Source organism: Streptomyces sp. NPDC048434 (assembly GCF_043200375.1).
Taxonomy (GTDB): domain Bacteria; phylum Actinomycetota; class Actinomycetes; order Streptomycetales; family Streptomycetaceae; genus Streptomyces.
The window spans coordinates 25,731-46,796 of the sequence record NZ_JBICXQ010000037.1 but is presented as its reverse complement, the minus strand read 5'-3'; the positions used below and the strand labels follow the sequence as shown (position 1 = coordinate 46,796).

Annotated in this window: 14 protein-coding genes; 10 read left to right on the top strand and 4 right to left on the bottom strand. The window is 71.9% G+C overall.

The window, feature by feature from the left end; translation table 11 throughout:
- Window positions 1–95 precede the first annotated feature (95 nt).
- Window positions 96–476 (top strand): hypothetical protein, encoded by a 381-nt coding sequence (locus ACGFWI_RS33875; RefSeq protein WP_393909885.1) that lies wholly within the window; start codon window positions 96–98, stop codon window positions 474–476.
- A gap of 158 nt (window positions 477–634) precedes the next feature.
- The gene (locus ACGFWI_RS33870) at window positions 635–6,976 is read left to right on the top strand and encodes a toxin glutamine deamidase domain-containing protein (protein ID WP_393909884.1); all 6,342 of its coding nucleotides are present in this window, start codon (window positions 635–637) and stop codon (window positions 6,974–6,976) included.
- A 66-nt stretch (window positions 6,977–7,042) separates the two neighbouring features.
- Here ACGFWI_RS33870 and ACGFWI_RS33865 read toward each other — a convergent pair whose 3' ends face one another.
- Window positions 7,043–8,026 carry a hypothetical protein gene (locus ACGFWI_RS33865; RefSeq protein WP_393909883.1) on the bottom strand — a complete coding sequence of 328 codons (984 nt, stop codon included), beginning with the start codon at window positions 8,024–8,026 and terminating at the stop codon, window positions 7,043–7,045.
- 526 nt (window positions 8,027–8,552) lie between these two features.
- Between ACGFWI_RS33865 and ACGFWI_RS33860 the strand changes: the two genes are divergently transcribed.
- Window positions 8,553–10,691: a prolyl oligopeptidase family serine peptidase gene (locus ACGFWI_RS33860; protein ID WP_393909918.1), complete on the top strand. Its 2,139-nt coding sequence runs from the start codon at window positions 8,553–8,555 to the stop codon at window positions 10,689–10,691.
- 258 nt (window positions 10,692–10,949) lie between these two features.
- The gene (locus tag ACGFWI_RS33855) at window positions 10,950–11,462 is read left to right on the top strand and encodes a Rieske (2Fe-2S) protein (RefSeq protein WP_393909882.1); all 513 of its coding nucleotides are present in this window, start codon (window positions 10,950–10,952) and stop codon (window positions 11,460–11,462) included.
- A gap of 46 nt (window positions 11,463–11,508) precedes the next feature.
- Here the strand turns inward: ACGFWI_RS33855 and ACGFWI_RS33850 are convergent, their stop codons facing one another.
- Window positions 11,509–12,156, bottom strand: coding sequence for a cysteine hydrolase (locus ACGFWI_RS33850; protein ID WP_393909881.1), 648 nt, complete (start codon window positions 12,154–12,156; stop codon window positions 11,509–11,511).
- 224 nt (window positions 12,157–12,380) lie between these two features.
- Here ACGFWI_RS33850 and ACGFWI_RS33845 point away from each other — a divergent pair, with 224 nt between their 5' ends.
- From ACGFWI_RS33845 to ACGFWI_RS33835, 3 genes are all read left to right on the top strand, one after another.
- Window positions 12,381–12,845 (top strand): pyridoxamine 5'-phosphate oxidase family protein, encoded by a 465-nt coding sequence (locus ACGFWI_RS33845; protein WP_393909880.1) that lies wholly within the window; start codon window positions 12,381–12,383, stop codon window positions 12,843–12,845.
- A 195-nt stretch (window positions 12,846–13,040) separates the two neighbouring features.
- Window positions 13,041–14,501 (top strand): acyl-CoA synthetase, encoded by a 1,461-nt coding sequence (locus ACGFWI_RS33840; RefSeq protein ID WP_393909879.1) that lies wholly within the window; start codon window positions 13,041–13,043, stop codon window positions 14,499–14,501.
- A 190-nt stretch (window positions 14,502–14,691) separates the two neighbouring features.
- Window positions 14,692–16,032, top strand: coding sequence for a carboxyl transferase domain-containing protein (locus tag ACGFWI_RS33835; RefSeq protein WP_393909917.1), 1,341 nt, complete (start codon window positions 14,692–14,694; stop codon window positions 16,030–16,032).
- A gap of 32 nt (window positions 16,033–16,064) precedes the next feature.
- Here ACGFWI_RS33835 and ACGFWI_RS33830 read toward each other — a convergent pair whose 3' ends face one another.
- Entirely contained in the window at window positions 16,065–16,973 is a 909-nt protein-coding gene (locus tag ACGFWI_RS33830; protein ID WP_393909878.1) for a LysR family transcriptional regulator, read from the bottom strand.
- A gap of 74 nt (window positions 16,974–17,047) precedes the next feature.
- Between ACGFWI_RS33830 and ACGFWI_RS33825 the strand changes: the two genes are divergently transcribed.
- Entirely contained in the window at window positions 17,048–18,109 is a 1,062-nt protein-coding gene (locus ACGFWI_RS33825) for a DMT family transporter (protein WP_393909877.1), read from the top strand.
- A gap of 210 nt (window positions 18,110–18,319) precedes the next feature.
- Here the strand turns inward: ACGFWI_RS33825 and ACGFWI_RS33820 are convergent, their stop codons facing one another.
- Window positions 18,320–19,651: an aminotransferase class I/II-fold pyridoxal phosphate-dependent enzyme gene (locus tag ACGFWI_RS33820; protein WP_393909876.1), complete on the bottom strand. Its 1,332-nt coding sequence runs from the start codon at window positions 19,649–19,651 to the stop codon at window positions 18,320–18,322.
- Window positions 19,652–19,686: 35 nt separating this feature from the next.
- Between ACGFWI_RS33820 and ACGFWI_RS33815 the strand changes: the two genes are divergently transcribed.
- Together ACGFWI_RS33815 and ACGFWI_RS33810 are read left to right on the top strand one after the other, a co-directional pair.
- Window positions 19,687–20,352 (top strand): pyridoxamine 5'-phosphate oxidase family protein, encoded by a 666-nt coding sequence (locus ACGFWI_RS33815; RefSeq protein WP_393909875.1) that lies wholly within the window; start codon window positions 19,687–19,689, stop codon window positions 20,350–20,352.
- 9 nt (window positions 20,353–20,361) lie between these two features.
- Entirely contained in the window at window positions 20,362–21,024 is a 663-nt protein-coding gene (locus ACGFWI_RS33810) for an FMN-binding negative transcriptional regulator (RefSeq protein WP_393909874.1), read from the top strand.
- The last annotated feature ends 42 nt before the right edge of the window (window positions 21,025–21,066 follow it).

The window sequence follows — 21,066 nt, the reverse complement described above, 5'->3', positions numbered from 1 at the left end:
CCGTAACAGGAGGCCGCTTGAGGCGGCGTCAACTTTGACGGTTAAACTTTCCGTACCGACGGAGCGGCCGCGACGTCCAAGGTGAGGGGAACTCGATGGGAGACGGGCTCAAGGCCGACATCGGGTCGTTGCGGACGGGCGGCACCGACTTCGACCGGATCGGCAAGGATTACCAGTCTCTCGTCGACACGTTGCAGAGCGGACTGACCTCCCTCGAAGGCCAGGACACACCTCCGTGGGGCGACGACGACCTGGGCGAGAAGTTCGGCGTCGTGTACGAAGGTCTGCGCGACGGCATGTACGAGTCGATGGGCCACCTTGCGGCCAAGCTCCAGGAAATCGGCGGCGGGTTGAACAACATGGCCAAGAACCACGACGCCGACGAAAACTTCAACGAGTCCATGATGAAGCAGCATGTGGCGAACGAAGAAGCGGAGAGCCAGCTGATCGCCCAGGTCAAACGGCCCAGCGTCTGAGGCCTGTCCGACCCCGCTCCACCGACAGGCCCAAGAACCCTTGCCGAGCTCAGTTCCCTCTCGATAGAGCGCGATGACGCCGTCCCGCTGGATGAGCAGTCCTTGATCCGTACATACCCGAACCACAGTCAGCCGGGGGAAACGCCACCGTGTCGTTGATGCTGCCGGACGCACTTGAGTGGGTCCTCGAAATGCTGGGGTTCAACTGGCCCACGGCGGACGAGGACAAGTTGATGGACTCCGCCCAGAAGTGGCGGGACTTCGCGGCCGGGGTGGAGGATCTCCAGCACCAGGGCGTCACGGCGGCCGGCAACGTGCTGTCGCAGAACTCCGGCGACTCCATCGACGGTTTCCACACCACCTGGGAGAAGTTCGCGGGCGGCTCGGGCTACTTCGCCGACGCCCGTAGTGCCGCGAACGCCATCGCCATCGCTCTGGACGCCGCGGCCGGACTCGTCATCGGGATGAAAGTCGCGGTGATCACGCAGTTAGCGATTCTTGCCGCGGAAATCATCGCGGCTCAAGCAGCGGCACCGTTCACCTTCGGGTTGTCCGAGGCAGCGGCGGTGGCGGCGACCACCGCGACCCGTGCGATCGTCCGGAAGATCATCAAGGAGGTGGCGAAGCAGCTCCTCGACGCGGCCATGGAGACGGCGAAGGAACCCGCCGTCTCGGCGCTGCAGGCGATGATCTCGGACGTCATCGCGCAGTCCGTGAACATGAGCTTCGACGCGCAGAACGGCTTCGACGCCGGCCGTACGGTCAAGAAGGGCGCCGAGGAGGGCGTCAACGCGCTCAAGAACTCCGGCCAGACGTTCGCCGAGTCGCTGCGTGACGGTGCGGGCGCCAAGGCCGGACACCACGTCCGCAACGGGATGGAATCGGCGGCCGGGCACGGTTCCGGCGCAGACTCCGGGCACGAATCCGCCGGAGACTCCGACAGGGGCTCCGGTGGCGGAAGTGAGACCAACAGCGGCTCCGGCAGCGGTGGTTCGGGAACGAACTCGGCTTCCGGGGGATCGTCCGGGTCCGGGGGCTCCGGCTCGGGGACGGGGACGGGGTCCGGCTCGGGGGACTCGTCGTCCTCGGGTGACTCGTCTGCCTCTGGCGGCTCGACGTCCTCGGGGGCGTCCGGTACTTCCGGTGCGTCGGGGGGTGACGGCTCGTCCAGTGGTGGCGCGTCACACCGCGGGGGTTCGGGCGGCAGCAGTTCCGACGGCGGCGCCGGGGTCTCGACGAACTCGGCGTCCGACAACGCGGGTTCGCCGGCCGATGCCCCCAGCACGCCCGCTTCCGGTGGCGGCCACTCCCCCGACGGCAGCAGTCAGTCCGGACCTTCGGGGTCGAACTCCCCGGCTGCGCACCAACTGACCCCGTTCGACGAGGGTTACCGCGCATCGCAGAGCGGCGGCGACGCTCCGGCGAGCTCGCCTTCCGACTCCTCGCACTCGCCCTCCGACTCGTCACACTCGCCCTCCGACTCCTCGCACTCGGCCGCCACGCCGCCGACGTCCTCGTCCTCGGCGTCCGCCGACGGGGGTTCCTCCCCCGACCCGGGTACCTCCCCCGACGCGGGGGCGTCCCGCCCCGATGCTTCGCCGTCCTCCGATTCCGGAGCCGGGCCCGACGGGGCGTCCGCCACCGGCTCCGGGCCGGGTTCGGTACCGGACGCCGGCGCGGGGCCGTCCCCGGATTCGGGTGCCCGTCCCGACGTGGGCGGCACGCCGGACTCCGGCTCATCTCAGGACAGCGCCCCGGCCGCACCGGAGTCTGCGCACGCCGACACCCCCTCCGGCCACGGGCCCGACACCACGCCCGGCACGCCACAGGACACGAGACCGGACGCGGCACCGGCACCCGACCGATCCCCCGGCCCGGACTCCGACGGCCCGGCCGGCACACCCTCGTCGGACTCGTCCCGTGGCGACAGTTCCCCGTCCCCGGACGCGGGACCGCGACCGGATCACGGGTCGTCTCCCGACCCCGTACACACGGACAGCTCGCCCACGCCCGACGCGAGCACCCGACAGGACAACGGGCCTTCGCCGACGCCCGCCCATACCGACGGCACGCCCGCCCACTCCGACAGCACGCCCTCCGGGCCGGCCCATCACGGCACCCCCGGCCCCGGTAACGCGGGCCCCGAAGCCGGCCAGTCGCCGCAGCACTCCCCGACGCCCGCTTCGTCCCAGTCCCCGGACCCGTCCCCCTCGCCCGCACCGGATTCGGGGAGCCGGCCGGAGGCGCATGTCCCCTCCCGCTCGCCGGCACCGGACAACGCGCCCAACGGGGCGGACTCCTCCCACTCGTCGTCACAGAGCGACAGCGGCAACGGGAGCGGCGGCCGGGTCGGTATGCCTTCGGGCGCCATGCCTCATGCGGCTTCGTCGCACTCCTCGCCCGCGTCCTCGTACGGCTCACCCCAGCAGCACAACCCCCACCAGGCGAACGACGACGGCGACGTCATCATGCACACGGACAGCGCGACCACCCTCGCGCCGCCGCCCACCGGTGTGCCGAACGCGTCGCAGGCCGGGGGCGATCCGTCCAACTCCCCGTCCTCGCCCCCTCCCGCAGCTGCCACCGCGCCGCCCGGCATGGCCATGGGCGGCGGCCCGGTCCCCACCCCGAGTGCCCCCGCCGGAGCCCACGCTTCGGCGGGCGCTCCACCCGCCTCCGCGCCCCCGCGCAGCACGCCGGCCGGCAACGGCACTCCACCACGCAGCACCCCCGCCCGGGACCCCCGCACCGCGCCCTACGGCGATCCCCGCAGCGCTCCCCCACGTCAGCGGCCCGGCGCTCCGGACCAGGCCTCACGTCCCCGGCCCACGCCTCCGCGCGCGGACCCACCGCGTAGCGAGCAGCCGCGCGGCGACGAGTCGTCCCCGCACCAGCCGCAGACTCCGCCGCCGAGCAAGGGACCGGACAACCACGGCCCCGATCCGCAGTCCCCCCGGGGCGACGACACACCACCCACGGCTGACCACAGCACGGAGACACCGGAGTCCGGCACCACGAACCGGCCGGACCCCCGCACGGACGACGGCCGGACGCCGGACTCCGAGCAAAAGCCCGACACCGAGCCGGACTCGGCCAAGGACCCTGAGACCGACAAGCCCGATGCCGACAAGCCGGGTCCCGACAAGCCCGACGCCGACAACCCCGATGCCGACTCCGAGCACCAGGGCGACGGCAACAAGCCGGAGGACCACCAGCCCGACGACGTCAAGAACGACGACGTCACAAACGACGACAGCGAGAGCGACAACAGCAAGAGCGACGACACCCAGGCCGACGATTCCGGCCCCGATGACAAGGACTCACCTGATTCGGACCCGAGCACGGACTCCACGTCCGACTCGGACCCGAACACGGATGCCGACTCGGAAGCCGACTCGGAGCCGGACTCGGACCCGGAGTCCGACGCGGACACCGAGTCCGACGCGCAGGACGACCGGCCCAGCCTCGATGACATCCGGGCCGGTATCCACGAGGCCCCCGGCGGCCTGTTGCCGCCCGACACAGCGGATCAGCAGGCACTCGTGGACGCCATCCCCCGGAACGACGATGGCACCCCGCAACGCTTTCCCGACCCGTTCGGGAACTGGGCCCAGTTGCAGAACGACGGCGGTACGAACGTGCCCGGCCGGTCCAACAACTGTGCCGACTGCAGCCGTTCATTCCTTGAGTCCTGGTACGGAAACCCACAGGTCTCGGCACCTCGTACGCCGGACCTCAATGCGGACGGGACCCCGGACCACTGGTCGCCGGAGACGGATGCCAACGAGAACATCATCGACTGGACGGGTGCACCGCACTCGTACGCCGGCACCAGCCCCGACGGCCACGCCGCGATCGCCCAAGACCTTCTGAACGCCGGTCCGGGCTCGTCCGCGATCGTCCAGGTCAACTGGGACGGAGGCGGAGGCCACGCGTTCAACGCCGTCAACCACGACGGCCGCGTCGTGTGGGTGGACACCCAGAGCGGCGAGGTGAGCGAGCAGCCCATCAACACCGACGGCGCCACGGATGTCTTCTACATCCCGATGGACGCCGACCGGAACCCGCTCCATCCGGCTCAGGACCCGGCAGCCGGCTCCGACACGTCGGATGATGCCCCTTCCACCTCGGACCAGTCCGACGGGGACCACTCCGCCTCGGACCAGTCCGACGACGTCCAGTCGGCCGATTCCCCACCCTCGGACGATGCGCACGACGGCCCGCAGAGCGACGGCTCCCCGACCGATCAGCCACACAACTCCCCGTCCGAACAGACGGAAAGCGCCCCGTCCGATCCCTCACCACAGTCCGACGCACAGCACGCCGACGCGCAGGACCCGGACGCGCAGCACCCCGACTCACCACAGTCGGACCCGTCCCAGTCCGACCCGTCCCAGTCCGACCCGTCCCCGTCAGACTCACCCCCGTCCGACCCGTCACAGAGCAACCACGGCGCCTCGGATACCTCGGAGGCCTCGGGCCCCTCGGACGCGCGCGATCCCGCCAAGCCCCCGACAGGTGACGCCCCTCAAGAGTCGCCCGGGAACCACGTCAACGCGACTGACACCACGCCCCACGCACCTGCGGACAGCACGCCGGACGCCGGCCCCGACAGGTCCTCCGGCCCGGACACCGCAACACCCGACTCCGCCAGCACCCCGCCCGCTTCGGACAACGGCCAGGACGCCCCGGACCACCAGAAGCAGGACGGGCACGGCCACGGGCACGAGCCCGAGCGCGGGCACGAACAGTCCACCTCGCTCTCCTCGGGCCCGCCTGCGGACGGCTCACCCGGTGGACAGCCGCGTCCGGATGGTCGCGACGCCCGGCCCGCTGCGGACGGCGCATCCCGGAATCCCGGCGACACCCCGCCGCGTGAGGGCGATCCCCAGAGCAACGACCAGAACCGGCCCACCACGGCGCGGCCCGACCCCACCGTCCCCGGCACGCCCGGTGGCCGACCGGACCAGCCCCCTGCCGACGGCCGCCCGAAGCAGTCGCCTCCCGACGGCCGTCCGAAGCAGCCGGCTCCTGACGCTCCGGGCGGAAAGCGGAAGGCCGGCGATCTACCGCCCACGGACAACCAGCCGTCCGGCTCGGGCGCCGGGCCCTCGTCGGGGGACGGACGTGGCAACAAGAGGCCGCGAACGGATCCGGATCACGAGGGGCTCGCCGCTCTGAAACTGGACGATTCACCGTCGCCGCCGAAGGACGACGACGGGATGGACGTCGACGAGAAGAAGCCCTACTCCGACCCGCACGACCGCGGTGACAGCGACACCTCCGAGCAGGAGCGGAAGGGGGATCGCACTCTCGCCGCGGAGGCGGAAGGGGCCAAGGAGTACGGAATTCCGCCGGACACGCTGCAGAACGATCTCCGGCGGGACCGCGACGTACACCGCATCCCGCTCGACAACGTCCATGACCATCTGGACAGTTGGGCGAAGGACGGGAGTCTGGCGCAGGTTCTCCGTGCCTCGACCGGTGATGCCACTCCCTCGTCACCCGATGCCGGAAAGGGTCCGCGCGCCTTCACCCAGAGCGATCTGGAACAGCGGCTGCCCGGATTCAAGAACCTGGAGCGCGGTGAACGGCTCGCGGTCGTTTCGTCCCTGGCCCGGCTCAGCGTCGGATTCCACGAGCAGCACGGCGTGGGCAAGAATCCGGAGAACGTCGACAAGCCGTACCGCAAGAAGGGCGAGGATGCGCCCAAGCCGGAAAGCCGGGACAGTGCGGCCAAGAACTCGGATGAATCGCTCGGTGTGCGGGGCCACCGCAAGAGCAGCGACAAACTCCTCAACACTCTCAAGCTCGGCACCGTTCCGCCCGGCCTGCAGCACAACAGCCCGGACCTCACGGACCGCAATTACGCGGTGCTGGAGGTCGAGGGCCCGCCGCCCGGACGCGAGACGCACTATGTCACCGACTCCTCGGTGCCGGTGGGCGAGAAATATGTGTCGGGCCGGCACTCGGAAAAGCATCTCGCCGACTGGCTGAAGCGGGTCAATCAGGGCGACCAGACCTACACGCCCATGGCCGTCTACACGGAGCGTGAGCCCTGCGGTATGGGCCAGGGCCATGCGAAGTGTTCCACGGTGCTGCGGGACAAGGCACTCGACGACGCAAAGGTCTACTACAGCACGACCTATCGCACCGACCCGGCCGATGTCGCGGCGAAGAAGAAGCTCGACACGGAGAAGACCGCGGAGAAGAAGAAGGTCGACAAGATGACCGCGGCCGACGTGCAGCAGAACATCGCCGACCGCATCAACGCGCGCTCGGACAAGTCCGCCGAGCGGGCCGCCAAGGAAATCGCGGCAGCACAGAAGCTCGGCGAGGCGGACGCGCGCAAGGAACTCAAGAAGATCATCGAGCGCGAGTACGGCAAGCGGAAGGACAGCTCGACGACGGAGGAGAAGCAGGCCATGGTCCGGGAGATGGACCGGCACATCGATCACCTGGACACGACCTGGCGGAAGATCCAGCCGAGCCTGATGTGACCGGTCGGCCCGGTCCCCGGTGCGGCCGCCCGTGCCGGGGCGGCCCCACCGGTCCCGTCCCGGCCCTCAGATGTCCAGTGCGCCCCTGAACCGGCCGTGTCCGACGTCCGGGCTGGTCACCGCGAGCCAGCCGTGGCCCACCCGGTCGAGCACCTCGACGGTCGTCGGCTGGACGGAGATCCAGGACGCCGCCTCCTCCGGGTCGCGGACGCCTTCGGCGTACTCCTCGGCCTCTTCCGGGTCGTAGAGTTCGTCGTCCTCGTCCTGCATCAGGTCCCGCTCGAATTCCATGGGTTCGCCGACCCATTCGGGATCGCCGTAGGTGCGGTAGCCGCGCTTGTCCTGCCCGTTCTCCGCGACCCACCACACCCGCGCGCCGTTGTACTCGTCCACCGCGTAGAAATGGGCTTCCCGGCAATGGGCGCTGAGCTTTTCGACGGCTTGTGCCCAGTTGTCGTTGAGATAGCCGGCACCGTAGACGAGCCGCCAGCCGTCGAATTCGGGCGTGATGAACACGCGGTATTCGGTGGTGGTGGTGCCGTCGGCGGAGCGATGGTCGAGCGCATTCTCCTGGTGGACGGCGGCGGACACCCCCAGGGCCGTGGTGACCGGGCGTGCGTCGTGCAGTCCCAACGCCCGGACGATGTCCTTCACTTCCGCCCGTGGCACCGCTGCCCAGGTCTCGGCCGGAAGATCACCGGGCGTTTCGTCCAGCAGCTTGATCCGTACGAGTCGCTCGATGGCTGCCCGGTCGGCGGGGGCCAGGGCGTCGCCGCCGCCGACGCTCGCGAGCATGCGGAGTGCGGCCGGCCGCAGGCGGCCGGGGCCTTCGCCGCGCACCCTTCTCAGCGGCTCGATCGCCGAGGCGCCGAGGCGCTGTACGCACGACTCCGCGGCCTCCCGGCCGGGCCCTTCCTCGTCACTGAGCAGCGGCAGAAGGTACTCCACGACCGGGGCTCCGAGCGCGACCAGCCGGCCCGCCGCTGCCCTGCGCTCGACCCGGTCCACGGCTGCCAGTTGCCCTACCAGCGCGGCGATGTCCTCACTCATGGGAACGACCCTAGCCGAGCAGGTACCAAGGCCCTCCGGGGCTGATACGGGAACGTACCCGGCGCCGGAATCTGGAGGTCGCGTACCTCGGTGACGCAGACGATCGAGACCGTCGTCCTGTCCTCCCGCGCGGGCTGGCTCCGGTTCGTGCAGCAGCACCGGGTCGGTGAAAATCCGAGCGCGGTCTGCTGCCGGGGGGATATCATCCCTTGGATCGAACTACGGCTTTCCTGACCCTGACGCGCCGATGCCCCGCATCGTGATCATCACCGGCATACGCCGGGCGGCAGGGCGCAGGGGGAGGCTTCCGAATTCTCTTGAGCACCCGGTCGGGTACCGGGCGCTCAGTGCTGCGAAAAAACTCGTCGCGGCCAAGCCTTTTCCGTGAATCCCGGACCTGCCTATGTTGCCCCCAGGGATCGCCGTACCCGGACCATCGCAGACCGGACCCCTCAGCATCCTGGAGGACAGCACCTTGCCCAGCAGCACCGTGAACTCCACGGACACCGCTAACTCCGCACACGCCGTGAGCTCGACGCCCGCCGTGAGCTCCGAAAACTCCGCCGATTTTCCGCGCCAATTCGCCCGCACTCGCCGCTTCTCCCTCGGGGTGCCCCGGCATTTCACCCTCTCCCCCGACGGCAGCCGGGTGCTGTTCGTCCGTACGGGTTCGGGCACCGATCCCGTCGGCCGGCTGTGGCAGCACGAGGACGGCGTGGAACGGCTGTTGGCCGATCCGGCGCTCCTGGTGGGGGCCGGTTCCGGGGCCGTCCCCGAGGAGGAGCGGCTGCGCCGGGAACGCGCCCGTGAGCGGTCCGTGGGGGTGGTGTCCTACGCGACCGACGACGCCGCCCGTCTCGTGGCGTTCGCGCTGTCCGGAGCCCTCTGGGCGGTGCGCACCGATGACGGCGCGCCGTTCTCCGTCCCCGCGGCAGGTCCGGTGGTCGACCCCCGCCCCTCCCCCGACGGCAGGCACATCGCCTATGTGAGCCGCCGCTGCTTCCACGTCGTCGATCTGACCGGTGCCGACCGCCAACTGGCCCGCGCGGAGGGCCCGGAGATCACCTACGGGCTCGCCGAATACGTGGCCGCCGAATCCATGAACCGGATGCGCGGCTACTGGTGGGCTCCGGACAGCCGCCACGTCCTGGTGGCCAGGGTAGACACCGGCCCCGTGGAACGGCGATACGTCGGCGATCCGGCCGACCCGACGAGGCCACCGCAGACGATCAGGTACCCGGCGGCCGGGACGCCCAATGCGGAGGTCACCCTGCAGATCCTCTCCCTGGAGGGGGAGCGGGTCGACGTGGAATGGGACCGCAAGGCGTACGAGTACCTCGTGGACGCCGGCTGGGACGCGCACGGCCCGTACCTCGCCGTACAGAGCCGCGACCAGCGGATAGTGCGCACGCTGTCGGTCGATGCGGCGACCGGTGCCACCGAAGTACTGCATGAGCGCACCGATCCCGCATGGGTGGAGCTCGTCGGCGGCACCCCGGCCCGTACGGCGTCGGGTGCCCTGGTGCTCCCCGAGGACGACGGCGACACCCGGTATCTGACCGTCGGCGGCCGACGGGTCACCCCGGACGGGTTGCAGCTGTGCGCGGTCCTCGGGGTCGAGGGCGAGCGGGTGCTGTTCACCGCGAGCGAGGACCCGTTGGAGACCCATGTGTGGTGCCATGAGCCCGGCCACGGCTGCCGCCGACTGAGCCGGGACCCCGGCAGGTACACCGGCGTGGGGCGGGGCGGCGCGGTCGTCGTGGCGGGAGTGACACCGCGGGGCGAGGAAGCCGGTGTGCTGCGGGGAACGGGGCCGGGTGCGGGGGCGGACGAGGAAGCGTCGTACCAGGCCATCGCCTCGCTCGCCGAGGAGCCGTCGGTCACCCCGCAGCCGCTCCATCTCACCCTCGGCTCCCGGCGGCTGCGCGGCGCGCTCTTCCTGCCGTCGTGGCACGAGGAAGGCGCCGCGAAGCTGCCGGTACTCCTCGACCCGTACGGGGGCCCGGCCATGCAGCTCGTGGGACGGGCCCGTGACTGGCCCGCCTGTGTGTCGCAGTGGTTCGCCGAGCAGGGGTTCGCGGTGCTGGTGGTCGACGGGCGCGGGACACCGAACCGCGGCCCGGCCTGGGAGAAGACCATCCACGGCGACCAGCTCACGCCCGCGCTGGAGGACCAGGTGGACGCGCTGCGGGCGGCCGGGGCGCGCTTCGGCGATCTGGACCTGACGCGGGTGGCGATCCGCGGCTGGTCGTTCGGCGGGTTCCTCGCCGCGGCCGCGGTGCTGCACCACCCCGATGTCTTCCACGCGGCGGTCGCCGGCGCCCCGCCCACCGACATGCGGCTGTACGACACCCACTGGAAGGAGCGGTTCCTGGGCCACCCGGACGAGCAGCCGGAGAACTATGTGCGCTGCTCCCTGATCGGCCACGGCCATCTGCTGCGCCGTCCGCTGCTGCTGGTCCACGGCCTGGCGGACGACAATGTGGCCGCCGCGCACACCCTGCGCTTCTCGGCGGAGCTGCTCGCGGCGGGCAAACCGCACAGTGTGCTCCCGCTCCCGGGCGCCACGCATCTGCCGGCCGACGACGCGGTCAATGAGCAGCTGCTGCACTTCCAGCGGGATTTCCTGCTGGAAGCGCTGGCGGGGCGCGACGACGTGGAGTGAGGGCCCGCGGCGGTTCGCCCCGTGGTCCGGCTCGGCGGTTCCCTCTCGGCTCTTCGGTCCGCCCGTTCGACCTGGTGGTTCACCGTCGGCTCGTCGCTTTTGCCGAGAGAACGCATCCGCATTGAACACGCCGGGCCGTCCCTCCGTATGGACCTTGTGCAACGTCCATGGAGCACAACGCGCACCGAAGGCACCACCAAGAACCGGAGGCACACCATGGCTCGACAGGCAGCGTCAGAGCGGACGGAGACCGAAGCGATGACGGCGACGGAGGGGACCGACCAGGCGCCGGCCGGGCGTGGGGCGGCCCGGCGGACCGTCGTCGCGGCGGTCGGCGCGGCCGGGCTGACGGCGGCGCTCGCGGCCTGCGGAGGCAGCACGGCGGACGCGGGGAGCGGCGATTCCAAGGCCGAGGGCGGCGATCAGGCCGGCAGCTCGGGCGGGAGCGGTGGGGGCGACGGCGCCGCCGGCGGGAGCGGTGGCGGCACCATCCTCGCCAAGACCTCGGAGATCCCCCCGGGCGGCGGCAAGATCTTCAAGGCCGACAAGGTCGTCGTCACGCAGCCGAAGGACGGCGAGATCAAGGCGTTCTCCGCGATCTGCACCCACGCGGGCTGCGTCGTCGGCGAGGTCTCCGGCGGCACCATCAACTGCATGTGCCACGGCAGCAAGTTCGACATCACCGACGGCAGCGTGAAGAAGGGCCCCGCCACCAAGGGGCTGGCGCCCGCCAAGGTGAACGTGAAGGGCGGTTCGGTCGCCCTGGACTGACGGAACGGGCCGCAGGCCGCCCGCCGCTCAGGGCGGCGGGCACGGCTCAGCGGCCACGGCGCGGTCGTCTCCAGCTGGTCAGGACGTCATCGGTGGTGGTGACGGTGGCGACCAGAGCGAGGGTGTTGCGGACCATCGCGGGGGTGTAGTCGGCAGGCACCCCCGCGATGGCGTCCGCGGGCACCACGGCCGTGTATCCGAGATTGACCGCGTCGAACACGGCATTGGGGATCGCCACATTCGCCGACACCCCGGTGACGATGAGTGTCCGGCACCCGAAGTTGCGCAGCAGCGCGTCCACCTCGGTGCCGGCGATCGGCGAGAGGCCGTGCAGTCTGCGTACCACCAGGTCGTCCGGCGAGACGGGGACCGGATCGGCGATGCGTACCGCGGTGGACCCGGTGAGCTGCTGGACGGGCAGCCGCTCGGCCGCCTTGAAGAGACGGGCGTTGTGGCTGGCGCCGCGGCCGTCGGGACGGCGTTCGGCCACGGCGTGCAGCACCTGGACGCCGATGTCATGGGCGGCCGTCACCAGCCGCGCGACATTCGCCAGCGCCCCCGACTTGCGGGCCGCGTCCGCCAGTTCGGGCAGCGCGCTGTCCGGGCCGACCACGCCGCGCTGGCACTCGACGGTGAGCAGCACCGTGGAGACCGGATCCAGTTGCTCGCTGAGCCGTGCTGCGCCCGAAGACATCGCATTCCCCTCTGGCGGATGTGATTGCTGCCGGACGTGACTCCTCGGAGCCGGCCCCTGGCGGACCTGTTCCCGGCCTGTCCGAGCCGGGTGAGGGTACCGGGCATTGCGCACGTCAGGAAGAGCCCTCATGATTTCTGACACCCAGTCAGGTAGCGGGGTCGGTGTCAGGCAAGCGGGTCAGTGCCCCACGAGCGGGGGCACACGGCGGAGGGCGAGGGACGATGGCCGACACACAGCGGCGCGGGCGCCGGATCATGATGACGCAGGGCGAGCTCGACGCGTTTCTCGCGGCGCAGCGCACCTGCCGGGTCGCGACGGTCGGCGGCGACGGTGCGCCGCACGTCGGGGCGCTCTGGTTCGTCTGGGACGGCACAGCGCTGTGGCTGTATTCGATCACCCGCAGCAAGCGGTGGGCCCAGCTGCGCACGGACCCGCGGATCGCGGTGGTCGTCGACGACGGGCACGAGTACGGCGAGCTGCGCGGGGCCGAGCTGGCGGGCCGCGCGGACTTCGTCGGCGAGGCGCCGCGCACCGGCGAGCCCTGCCCCGCGCTCGACGCCCCGGAGCGGCTCTTCGCGGACAAGTACTTCGGGATGTCCGACATGCCGCACGACGGCCGCCATGCGTGGCTGCGCCTGACGCCGGAGTCGGTCGCGTCATGGGACTTCCGCAAGATCCCGGGGTGAGCGTCGGGGCGCGGGCGAGGGGTGGTATGGGGACGGTCACCGCGGACGGCGGGGATCGATCATCCGGATGTGATCGCGTTGTCGGTGGTCTCTGCGAGAGTGGTGTGGGTCAGCCCGTTCGGTACCGGCAGGGGCGCCGGAGCGGGACGGCCCGGCCGCGACGGACCGGGCGCCGACGAGGACGAAGGAGATCCGGTGAACGTGCTCTTCCCCGCGCTGCGTGACGCTTCGCCCGCGCCCGCGCTGCGCTTCGGTGACCGCACCCTCAGCTATCGCCAATTGGCGTCGGTGGCGGGGGCGCTCGCCGAGCGGATCGCCGGTGAGACCCGTATCGCCGTCTGGGCGACGCCGACGCTGGAGACCTCGGTCGGTGTGGTGGCCGCCCTGCTCGCCGGAGTGTCCGTGGTGCCGGTGAATCCGAAGATCGGCGAAAGCGAGCTGGCGCACATCGTGACGGACAGCGCGCCGTCGCTCGTCCTGGCCGAGCCGGGCGCCGACCTGCCGGGCCCGCTCGCCGCACTGCACCGCGTCGACATCGAGGCCGCGGAGCCGCCCGAGGACGCCGAGCCGGCCCCGTCGCCGTACGAACCGGGCGACGAGGCACCGGCCCTGATCGTCTACACCTCGGGTACGACCGGGCCGCCCAAGGGCGTCGTCCTCCCCCGGCGCGCCATTGCGCACACCCTCGACGCCCTGGAGGACGCCTGGCAGTGGACCGCCGACGACGTCCTCGTCCACGCCCTGCCGCTCTTTCATGTCCACGGCCTGATTCTCGGCATCCTCGGACCGCTGCGCCGCGGTGGCAGCGTTCACCACCTGGGACGCTTCAGCACCGACGCGGTGGTCCGTGAGCTGTCCGCGGACGGCACGATGCTGTTCGGCGTACCGACGATGTACCACCGCCTGGCCGTCGAGGCCGGCGGTGACCCCGCGCTCGCCAAGGCGCTCTCCCGCGCCCGGCTGCTGGTCTCCGGCTCGGCCGCGCTGCCGCTGACCGATCATGAGCGGATCACGGCGGCCTCCGGCCGGCGGGTGATCGAGCGCTACGGCATGACGGAAACGCTCATGAACACCAGCGTGCGGGCGGACGGCCCCGATGCCACGGGCACGGTCGGAGTGCCGCTGCCGGGGGTGTACGTCCGTCTCGTCGACGAGACGGGGCAGGCCATCGAGGCGAACGACGCCGAGACGGTCGGCGAGATCCAGGTCCGCGGCCCGAACCTCTTCGTCGAGTACCTCAACCGCCCCGATGCCACCGCCGCGGCCTTCGACGGGGGCTGGTTCCGCACCGGCGACATGGCGATCCGGGACGCCGGCGGGAACTACCGCATCGTGGGCCGCAAGGCCACCGACCTGATCAAAAGCGGCGGCTACAAAATCGGTGCGGGCGAGATCGAGAATGCGCTGCTGGCCCACCCCGGGGTCGCCGAGGCCGCCGTCACCGCCGCGCCGGACGAAGACCTCGGCGAGCGGATCGTCGCCTGGGTCGTGGCGGAGACCGGTCCGGACGCAGGCCCGGCACCCTCCGGCCCGGAGCTCGCCGATCATGTCGCCCGCCAGCTCGCGCCGCACAAGCGGCCACGCACCGTGCACTTCCTGGACGCCCTGCCGCGCAACGACATGGGCAAGATCCTGAAGCGTGAGCTCCGTGCGTAACGACGGCCGCGGCGCGGCCGGGGACGGGGACCGGGCCGGGGGCGGGAAGGGGCGCCACGGTGTGGACGGCGGCCAGGGCGCCGACGCCGCCAACGACGCCGCGGCCGACGACCGGGCTCCGGCCACCGCTGCCACCGCTGCCACCGCTGCCACCGCGATACCGTGCGCCCGGCTGACAGCTCGTCAAGCCATCGCGGCAGTGGCGGACACGTACACCGAAACGGCCGTTCCCGCCGGCCGCGAAACTCCGGCCGCGGCTCCGTCCGCACCGGACGGCCCGCTCGGCTGGCGCGGCTACGACGACGCACGGGCCCGCGCCCACGCACGGACCGGCGAGGACGAGTCGGTGGTCACGGCCCTGGCCACGATGGGCGGCAGGGAAACGGTCGTGATCTCCTTCGAGTTCCGCTATCTGGGCGGCTCCCTCGGCGAGCGCACCGGCGACCGTCTGGAGGCCGCCTACACCCACGCCCGCGAGCGCGGCCTGCCGGTCGTTTCGCTGATCGCGACGGGCGGCAGCCGGATGCAGGAAGGGATGCGCGCGCTGACCCAACTCCAGCGGGTGGCACGGCAGTCGGCGCTGAACCGCGCCGCGGGGCTGCCGCAGATCGCCGTGCTGCGTGATCCGACGACCGGCGGCGGCTGGGCCACCCTCGGCGCGGCCGCCGATGTGATCCTCGCGCTTCCCGGGGCACAGGTCGGCTTCGCGGGCTCGCGGGTGCGCCCCCCGGACGCCGATCCCTCCGCCTACTGCGCCGAGGGGCAGCTCGCCTCCGGCCAGATCGACGCCGTCGTCCCGCCCGACCGGCTGCGGGGCACGCTCCAGCGGTGGCTGCAACTGCTGTGCCCGCCCGCGGAGTCCCGCACTCGCACCGTGGAGCCGGCGCCCCCGCCGTATGCGCTCGGAGCGCCGGGGCTGCCGGAGACCGGCTGGGGTGCGGTGGTCCGCGCCCGCGAGCCCCGGCGGCCGCGGGCCGAGGCGTATCTGCACGCGTACTTCGACGACCGGGAGGAGATCAGTGGCGACCGCTGTGGCGGCGTCGACCCCGGGATACGGTGCGGTTTCGGTCATCACGAGGGCCGTACGATCGCGTTCGCCGCCCAGTGCGGCACGGCCACCCGTCCGGCCGGCTTCCGTACTGCCGCGCGCCTGGTCCGGCTCGCCGGCCGGCTGGGCCTTCCGGTCCTCACCCTCGTGGACACCCCGGGCGCCGCCAACGATGCCGCGGCCGAACGGGCCGGGGCCGGCGCGGCCATCGCCGATGCCTTCGCGGCGCTCGCCACCGCCGAGGTGCCCGTCACCTCCCTGCTCATCGGGGAGGGCGGTTCGGGCGGCGCACTGGCCCTTGCCGCGCCGGACCGGCTGTGGGCGACACCGGACAGCTACTTCTCCGTGATCGCCCCGGAGCTGGCCGCGGCCATCCTCAAGCGCGACGAAGCGCAGATCCACGACACTGCCGACCAACTCCGCATCCGCCCGCAGGACTTGCTGGAACTGGGCGTGATCCGCGGGATCGTCCCACCGCCCTGAGCGGAGGCAGGAGACTGCCGGCAGCTCCGTCCTCAGCAGCCCTCCACGCGCTTCCCGGCCGCGCGGAGCGCCCCCACCGCGGCACGGATCGAGGGCCTGCGGTCGGCGTCCGCGCGCCAGATGGCATAGACATGGCGGCGCATCGTATGACGGACGGGCACCACACTCACCCCCTCCGGCACCGGTCCGCGGCCGAGCCGCGGCGCCACCGCGACGCCCAGCCCGGACGCGATCAGGGCCAGCTGGGTGTGGTGCTCCTCGGCCATGTGCGCGATGCGCGGCTCCACGCCCTTGCTGCGCAGGGTGAACATCAGCCAGTCGTGGCAGAACTCCCCCTGCGGCCAGGAGATCCACTCGTCCTCCGCGAATTCCTCCAGCTCCACGGACCCCCGCCCGGCGAGCGGATGCGTGGACGGCATGGCCACATCGGCCGGATCGTCCAGGAGCGGGGCCTTCGCCAGCCCTTCGGGCAGTGACAGCGGCCGGTTGTACCAGTCCAGGACGACCGCCAGATCGATATCGCCGCGCACCACGCCGCGTACCGATTCATCCGGCTCCATCTCCGTCAGCCGCGCCCGCAGTTGTGGGTGCTCGGCCCGGAGGGCGACCAGCGCGGCCGGGAAGAGTCCTCGCGCCGCGGTGGGAAACGCGCCCAGCCGCAGCTCGCCCACCGCCTGGCCGCGATGCGCTTCCAGCTCGGCCTGTGCCAGCTCGACCTGGGAGAGGATGCGCGTCGCATGGTCGGCGAGCAGCCGTCCGGCGTCGGTCAGCCGGACCCCGCGCCCGTTCTTCGCCAGCAGCTGCTGTCCGGTCTCCCGCTCGAGCTTGGCGATCTGCTGCGAGACGGCCGAGGTCGTCACATGCAGTCCGTCGGCGGCCGCGCTCACCGACCCGTGCCGGGCGACCGCGCTCAGCGTCCGTAGGCGATCAAGGTTCAACATATAAGCAATGCTAAGCGATACCCGCCACGAAATCTCGCTTGTGCTACGAAGTTGTACGCCGCATCGTGGTCGTCATGAGCACCGCCACCGGCGCACCCGCTGCCTCCGCCGACACCACGAACTCTCCGGCCACGACCGCGTGCCACGCCGGCGACGAGCACGCCGCGGCAACCACGACGGCCTCGCCCCGCACCGGCACCCCGACCCCGAAGACCACCGGCCGGGCCCGCGGCTGGCAGCTCCGCTTCGCCGTCCTCTCGCTGATCTGGGGCTTCAGCTTTCTCTTCATCAAGGTGGGCACCCAGGGCTTCGCCCCACTGCAGGTCACGCTGGGCCGGGTGGCGTTCGGTGCGCTGGTACTGCTGGCCATGGTCGTGATCAAGCGTGAGCGGCTTCCCCGCTCCCCCCGCACCTGGGCTCATCTCACCGTCGCCGCGTTCTTCCTCAATGCGCTGCCGTTCTCCCTCTTCGCCTACTCCGAGCTGACCATCCCCTCCACACTGGCCGGCATCTGCAATGCCACCTCCCCGCTGTGGGGCATGGCGCTGTCGGTCGTCGCGCTCTCCGAGGACCGCCCCAGCCGGCGCCGGGTCGCCGGACTCGGCCTCGGGTTCCTGGGCGTGCTGACCGTGCTCGGCGCCTGGCAGGGCTTCGCGGGCACGGATCTGACGGGCACCGCGATGGCGCTGGGCGCCTCGCTCAGCTACGCCATCGGCTGGATCTACGTCCGCCGCACCCTGGCGGGCGTCCAGCACTCCCACCTGTCCATGTCCAGCGCCCAGCTGCTGCTGGCAACCGCCCAACTGGCCGTGGTGACACCCCTGTTCACCACCGCACCGGCCGACTACCCGATCGTCCCGCTGCTCGCCGTCTTCGCCCTCGGCGCCCTGGGCACCGGCTTCGCCTTCCTCATCCAGTACGGACTCGTCGCCGAGATCGGTCCCACCACCGCCCAGATGGTCACGTATTTCATCCCCGTGATCGCCACCGCGGCCGGAGTGGCCCTTCTGCACGAACAGCTGAGCTGGAACACCCCGGCCGGCGCCCTCATCGTCCTGGCCGGCGCCGCCCTCACACAGAGCAAGCCCCGCCCGAAGGGCCCGTCGCTCCCCCGGCCCGGCTCCACCAGCGACTGACGGCGCCGCCAGGGCGCCGAGCCCGCGCCTCCCAGCCCCCGTGCCCCCGGCGCGGGGGCTCCCAGCGCGGGGGCGCTCCCGGCGCGGGGGCTCCCGGCGCGGGGGCTCCCGGCGCGGGGGCTCCCGCAGATGCTCCCCCGCACCCCCGGGCCAACCGCCGCAGCCTCCCCGGCAGTTCTGCACGGTTCCGTCAGCCCCTATCGCCTCCCCTCACTCGTACCGCCGCGCCTCCCCCACCCCCGTTGCCGCGGCAACGGCGTCCGCCACGGGGTCGATGTCGTCATCGGAGAGGGCGGAGACGGTGATGCGGATGCCGGGCGGGGACTGCAGACGGAAGCGGGCGCCGGGGGCCACCGCCCAGCCGGAGTGCAGGAGCCGGGCCACCGCACCGGTCTCGTCCGGCACCGGTACCCACACGTTCATACCGCTGCGGCCCCGGGCACGGACCCCGCGCTCCGCCAACGCCCGTATCAGCCCGTCACGCCGGCGCCCGTACGCTCCGGCCACCGCTTCCGGGTCGACCGCGGACGTCCGCCAGAGATGGACGACGGCGTCCTGGAGCAGATGGCTGATCCAGCCCGGGCCGAGGCCCTGCCGGCCCCGCACCCGGTCGATGGTCAGCGCATCGCCGGTGAGCACGGCCAGCCGCAGATCAGGTCCGTACGCCTTGGCCGTCGAGCGGACCAGGACCCAGTGGTCGGTGACGCCGGAGAGCGGATGAAGCGGAAGGTCGACGATGCCGTGGCCGTGGTCGTCCTCGATGAGGAGGGTGCCGGGGTGTGCGGACAGGAGCGTGCGGAGTTCGGTGGCGCGGGCGCGGCTGACGGCGGCTCCGGTGGGGTTCTGCGCCCGGTCGGTGATGACGACGGCACGGGCGCCGTCCCGGAGCGCACGCGCCAGCGGCTCCGGCAACGGGCCTTCGTCGTCCACCCCGACCGGGGCGGGGCGCAATCCGAGCGCCGGGATGAGATCCAGCAGGCTGCCCCACCCCGGGTCTTCCACCGCCACGGTGTCGCCGGGCCGCAGATGAGCGGCCAGCACCCGCTCGATGGCATCCAGGGCACCGCTGGTGACGGCGACTGGGCCGGCCGGCACGCCGTCTTCAGCGAACGCCGCGCGGGCGAGGGCCGCGAGCTCGTCGTCCACGGCAGGTGTGCCATAGAGCACGGGGCGCCGCGCGCTGCGCGCCGCGGCCTCCGCAAGTGCCCGTTCGAGCGGGGGCAACAGGGACGGGTCGGGGTTCCCGCCGGAGGCGTCGCGGACGCCGGGCGGGACCTCCGCCCGCAGCGCCTCACGTGGCGTACTCGCGGGGCGAGGGCGCACCCGGCTGCCGCGCCGGCCCGCCGTCTCGATCACCCCGCGGTCGCGGAGCGTGCGGTACGCGGACGCGACCGTATTCGGATTGACCTCCAGATAGACGGCCAACTCCCGCAGCGGGGGCAGGACTTCGCCCGGTTGGAGCTCGCCCGCACCGACGGCTCGCTCGACGCTGGCGGCAATCTCCGATGCGCGCCGCCCTTCGATCCGATACTCTCCTAGCACAAACTTTATTATGCACTAGTTCAATGGAGTTGGCAATGTCCCGAACCGAGGCCTACGAACCGACCGCGCGCACGACCCCCACCCGCGCCCGTGACCGCGCGGCCTACGACCACGAGACGGTGCACGCCATCCTCGACACGGGATACGTCTGCCATCTGGGCTTCGTCCGCGACGGCTCCCCCGTCGTCCTGCCGACGCTCTACGGCCGCGTCGGGGACCGCCTCTATCTGCACGGATCGACCGGATCCCGCCCGCTGCGGATGGCCGGCGAGGCACCGGATCCCGGCCTGGAGGTGTGTGTCACGGTCACCCACGTCGACGGTCTGGTGCTGGCCAGGTCCGCGTTCCACCACTCCATCAACTACCGCTCCGTCGTGGTGCACGGCACCGCGCACGAGGTGACCGACCCCGAGGAGAAGAAGGCCGCGCTCGACGCGCTCGTCGACCATGTGCTGCCCGGCCGCGCCGCCGACTCCCGGCCGGGCAACACCAAGGAACTGGCCGCGACCGCGGTGATCCGGCTCGACCTGCGCCAGGTCTCCGCCAAGATCCGCAGCGGTGGCCCCAACGACGAGCCGGAGGATCTTGAGCTGCCGTACTGGAGCGGCGTCCTTCCCGTGGCACCCGTCTACGGCGCCCCCATAGCGTCCGACGATCTCGCGCCGGGCACGCCCGAGCCGGCGTACCTCTCCGCCCGCTGAGGAGCGACCGTGCTGATCCATCCCTGGGACGCCCCCACCGAAGACACCGAGTGGCAACAGTGGCTCGCGGCACACGACTTCGGCCAGCTGGCCGTCAACGGACCACCCGGCGAGCCGCCGATGCTGCAACCACTGCACTTCGCCTACGACCCGTCCCGGCGCGAGGCCCTCACCCACCTGGCCCGCCCCAACCCCCTCTGGGGCGCGCTGGAGGACCGGCCGACGGTGCTGCTGAGCGTGGTGGACGACTACACCTTCGTCCCCGGCCCCTGGCAGGCTGCCGAGGACCAGCCGCCCGAACACGGCGTCCCCACCAGCTTCTACGCCGCGGTCCAGCTGATCTGCACCGCGCATGTGGTGGACGACCCGGAGGCGAAGGCGGCGCTGCTGCAGCGACAGCTGGGCCACTTCCAGCCGGACGGCGGCTCGGCCCCGGTCACCCCCGGTGCGGCTCCGTACGGGCGACTGCTGTCCGGTATCCGCGGCCTGCGCCTCGAAGTGCACGAGGTCCGCGCCAAGTTCAAGTACGGAGGCAAGCGGAGCGAGGCCGTCCAACAGCGAATCTCGGAGCACCTCGCCGAACGGGACGGCCCCGGGGACGCGGCGGCCCGCACCCACCAGCAGCGCCGACTCACGGCAACCGGCACGGCCACCGGCACGCCTCGCCCCTGAACGGCGCCCCCGCCCTGTTACTGCCCCGCCGGTCCGTCGGCA

What these genes read in the sequence shown, in the direction of transcription:
- ACGFWI_RS33875 (WP_393909885.1), top strand. Translation starts at nt 96, where the DNA reads ATGGGAGACGGGCTCAAGGCCGACATCGGGTCGTTGCGGACGGGCGGC.
- ACGFWI_RS33870 (WP_393909884.1), top strand. Translation starts at nt 635, where the DNA reads ATGCTGCCGGACGCACTTGAGTGGGTCCTCGAAATGCTGGGGTTCAAC.
- ACGFWI_RS33865 (WP_393909883.1), bottom strand. Translation starts at nt 8,026, where the DNA reads ATGAGTGAGGACATCGCCGCGCTGGTAGGGCAACTGGCAGCCGTGGAC.
- ACGFWI_RS33855 (WP_393909882.1), top strand. Translation starts at nt 10,950, where the DNA reads ATGACGGCGACGGAGGGGACCGACCAGGCGCCGGCCGGGCGTGGGGCG.
- ACGFWI_RS33850 (WP_393909881.1), bottom strand. Translation starts at nt 12,156, where the DNA reads ATGTCTTCGGGCGCAGCACGGCTCAGCGAGCAACTGGATCCGGTCTCC.
- ACGFWI_RS33845 (WP_393909880.1), top strand. Translation starts at nt 12,381, where the DNA reads ATGGCCGACACACAGCGGCGCGGGCGCCGGATCATGATGACGCAGGGC.
- ACGFWI_RS33830 (WP_393909878.1), bottom strand. Translation starts at nt 16,973, where the DNA reads ATGTTGAACCTTGATCGCCTACGGACGCTGAGCGCGGTCGCCCGGCAC.
- ACGFWI_RS33825 (WP_393909877.1), top strand. Translation starts at nt 17,048, where the DNA reads ATGAGCACCGCCACCGGCGCACCCGCTGCCTCCGCCGACACCACGAAC.
- ACGFWI_RS33815 (WP_393909875.1), top strand. Translation starts at nt 19,687, where the DNA reads ATGTCCCGAACCGAGGCCTACGAACCGACCGCGCGCACGACCCCCACC.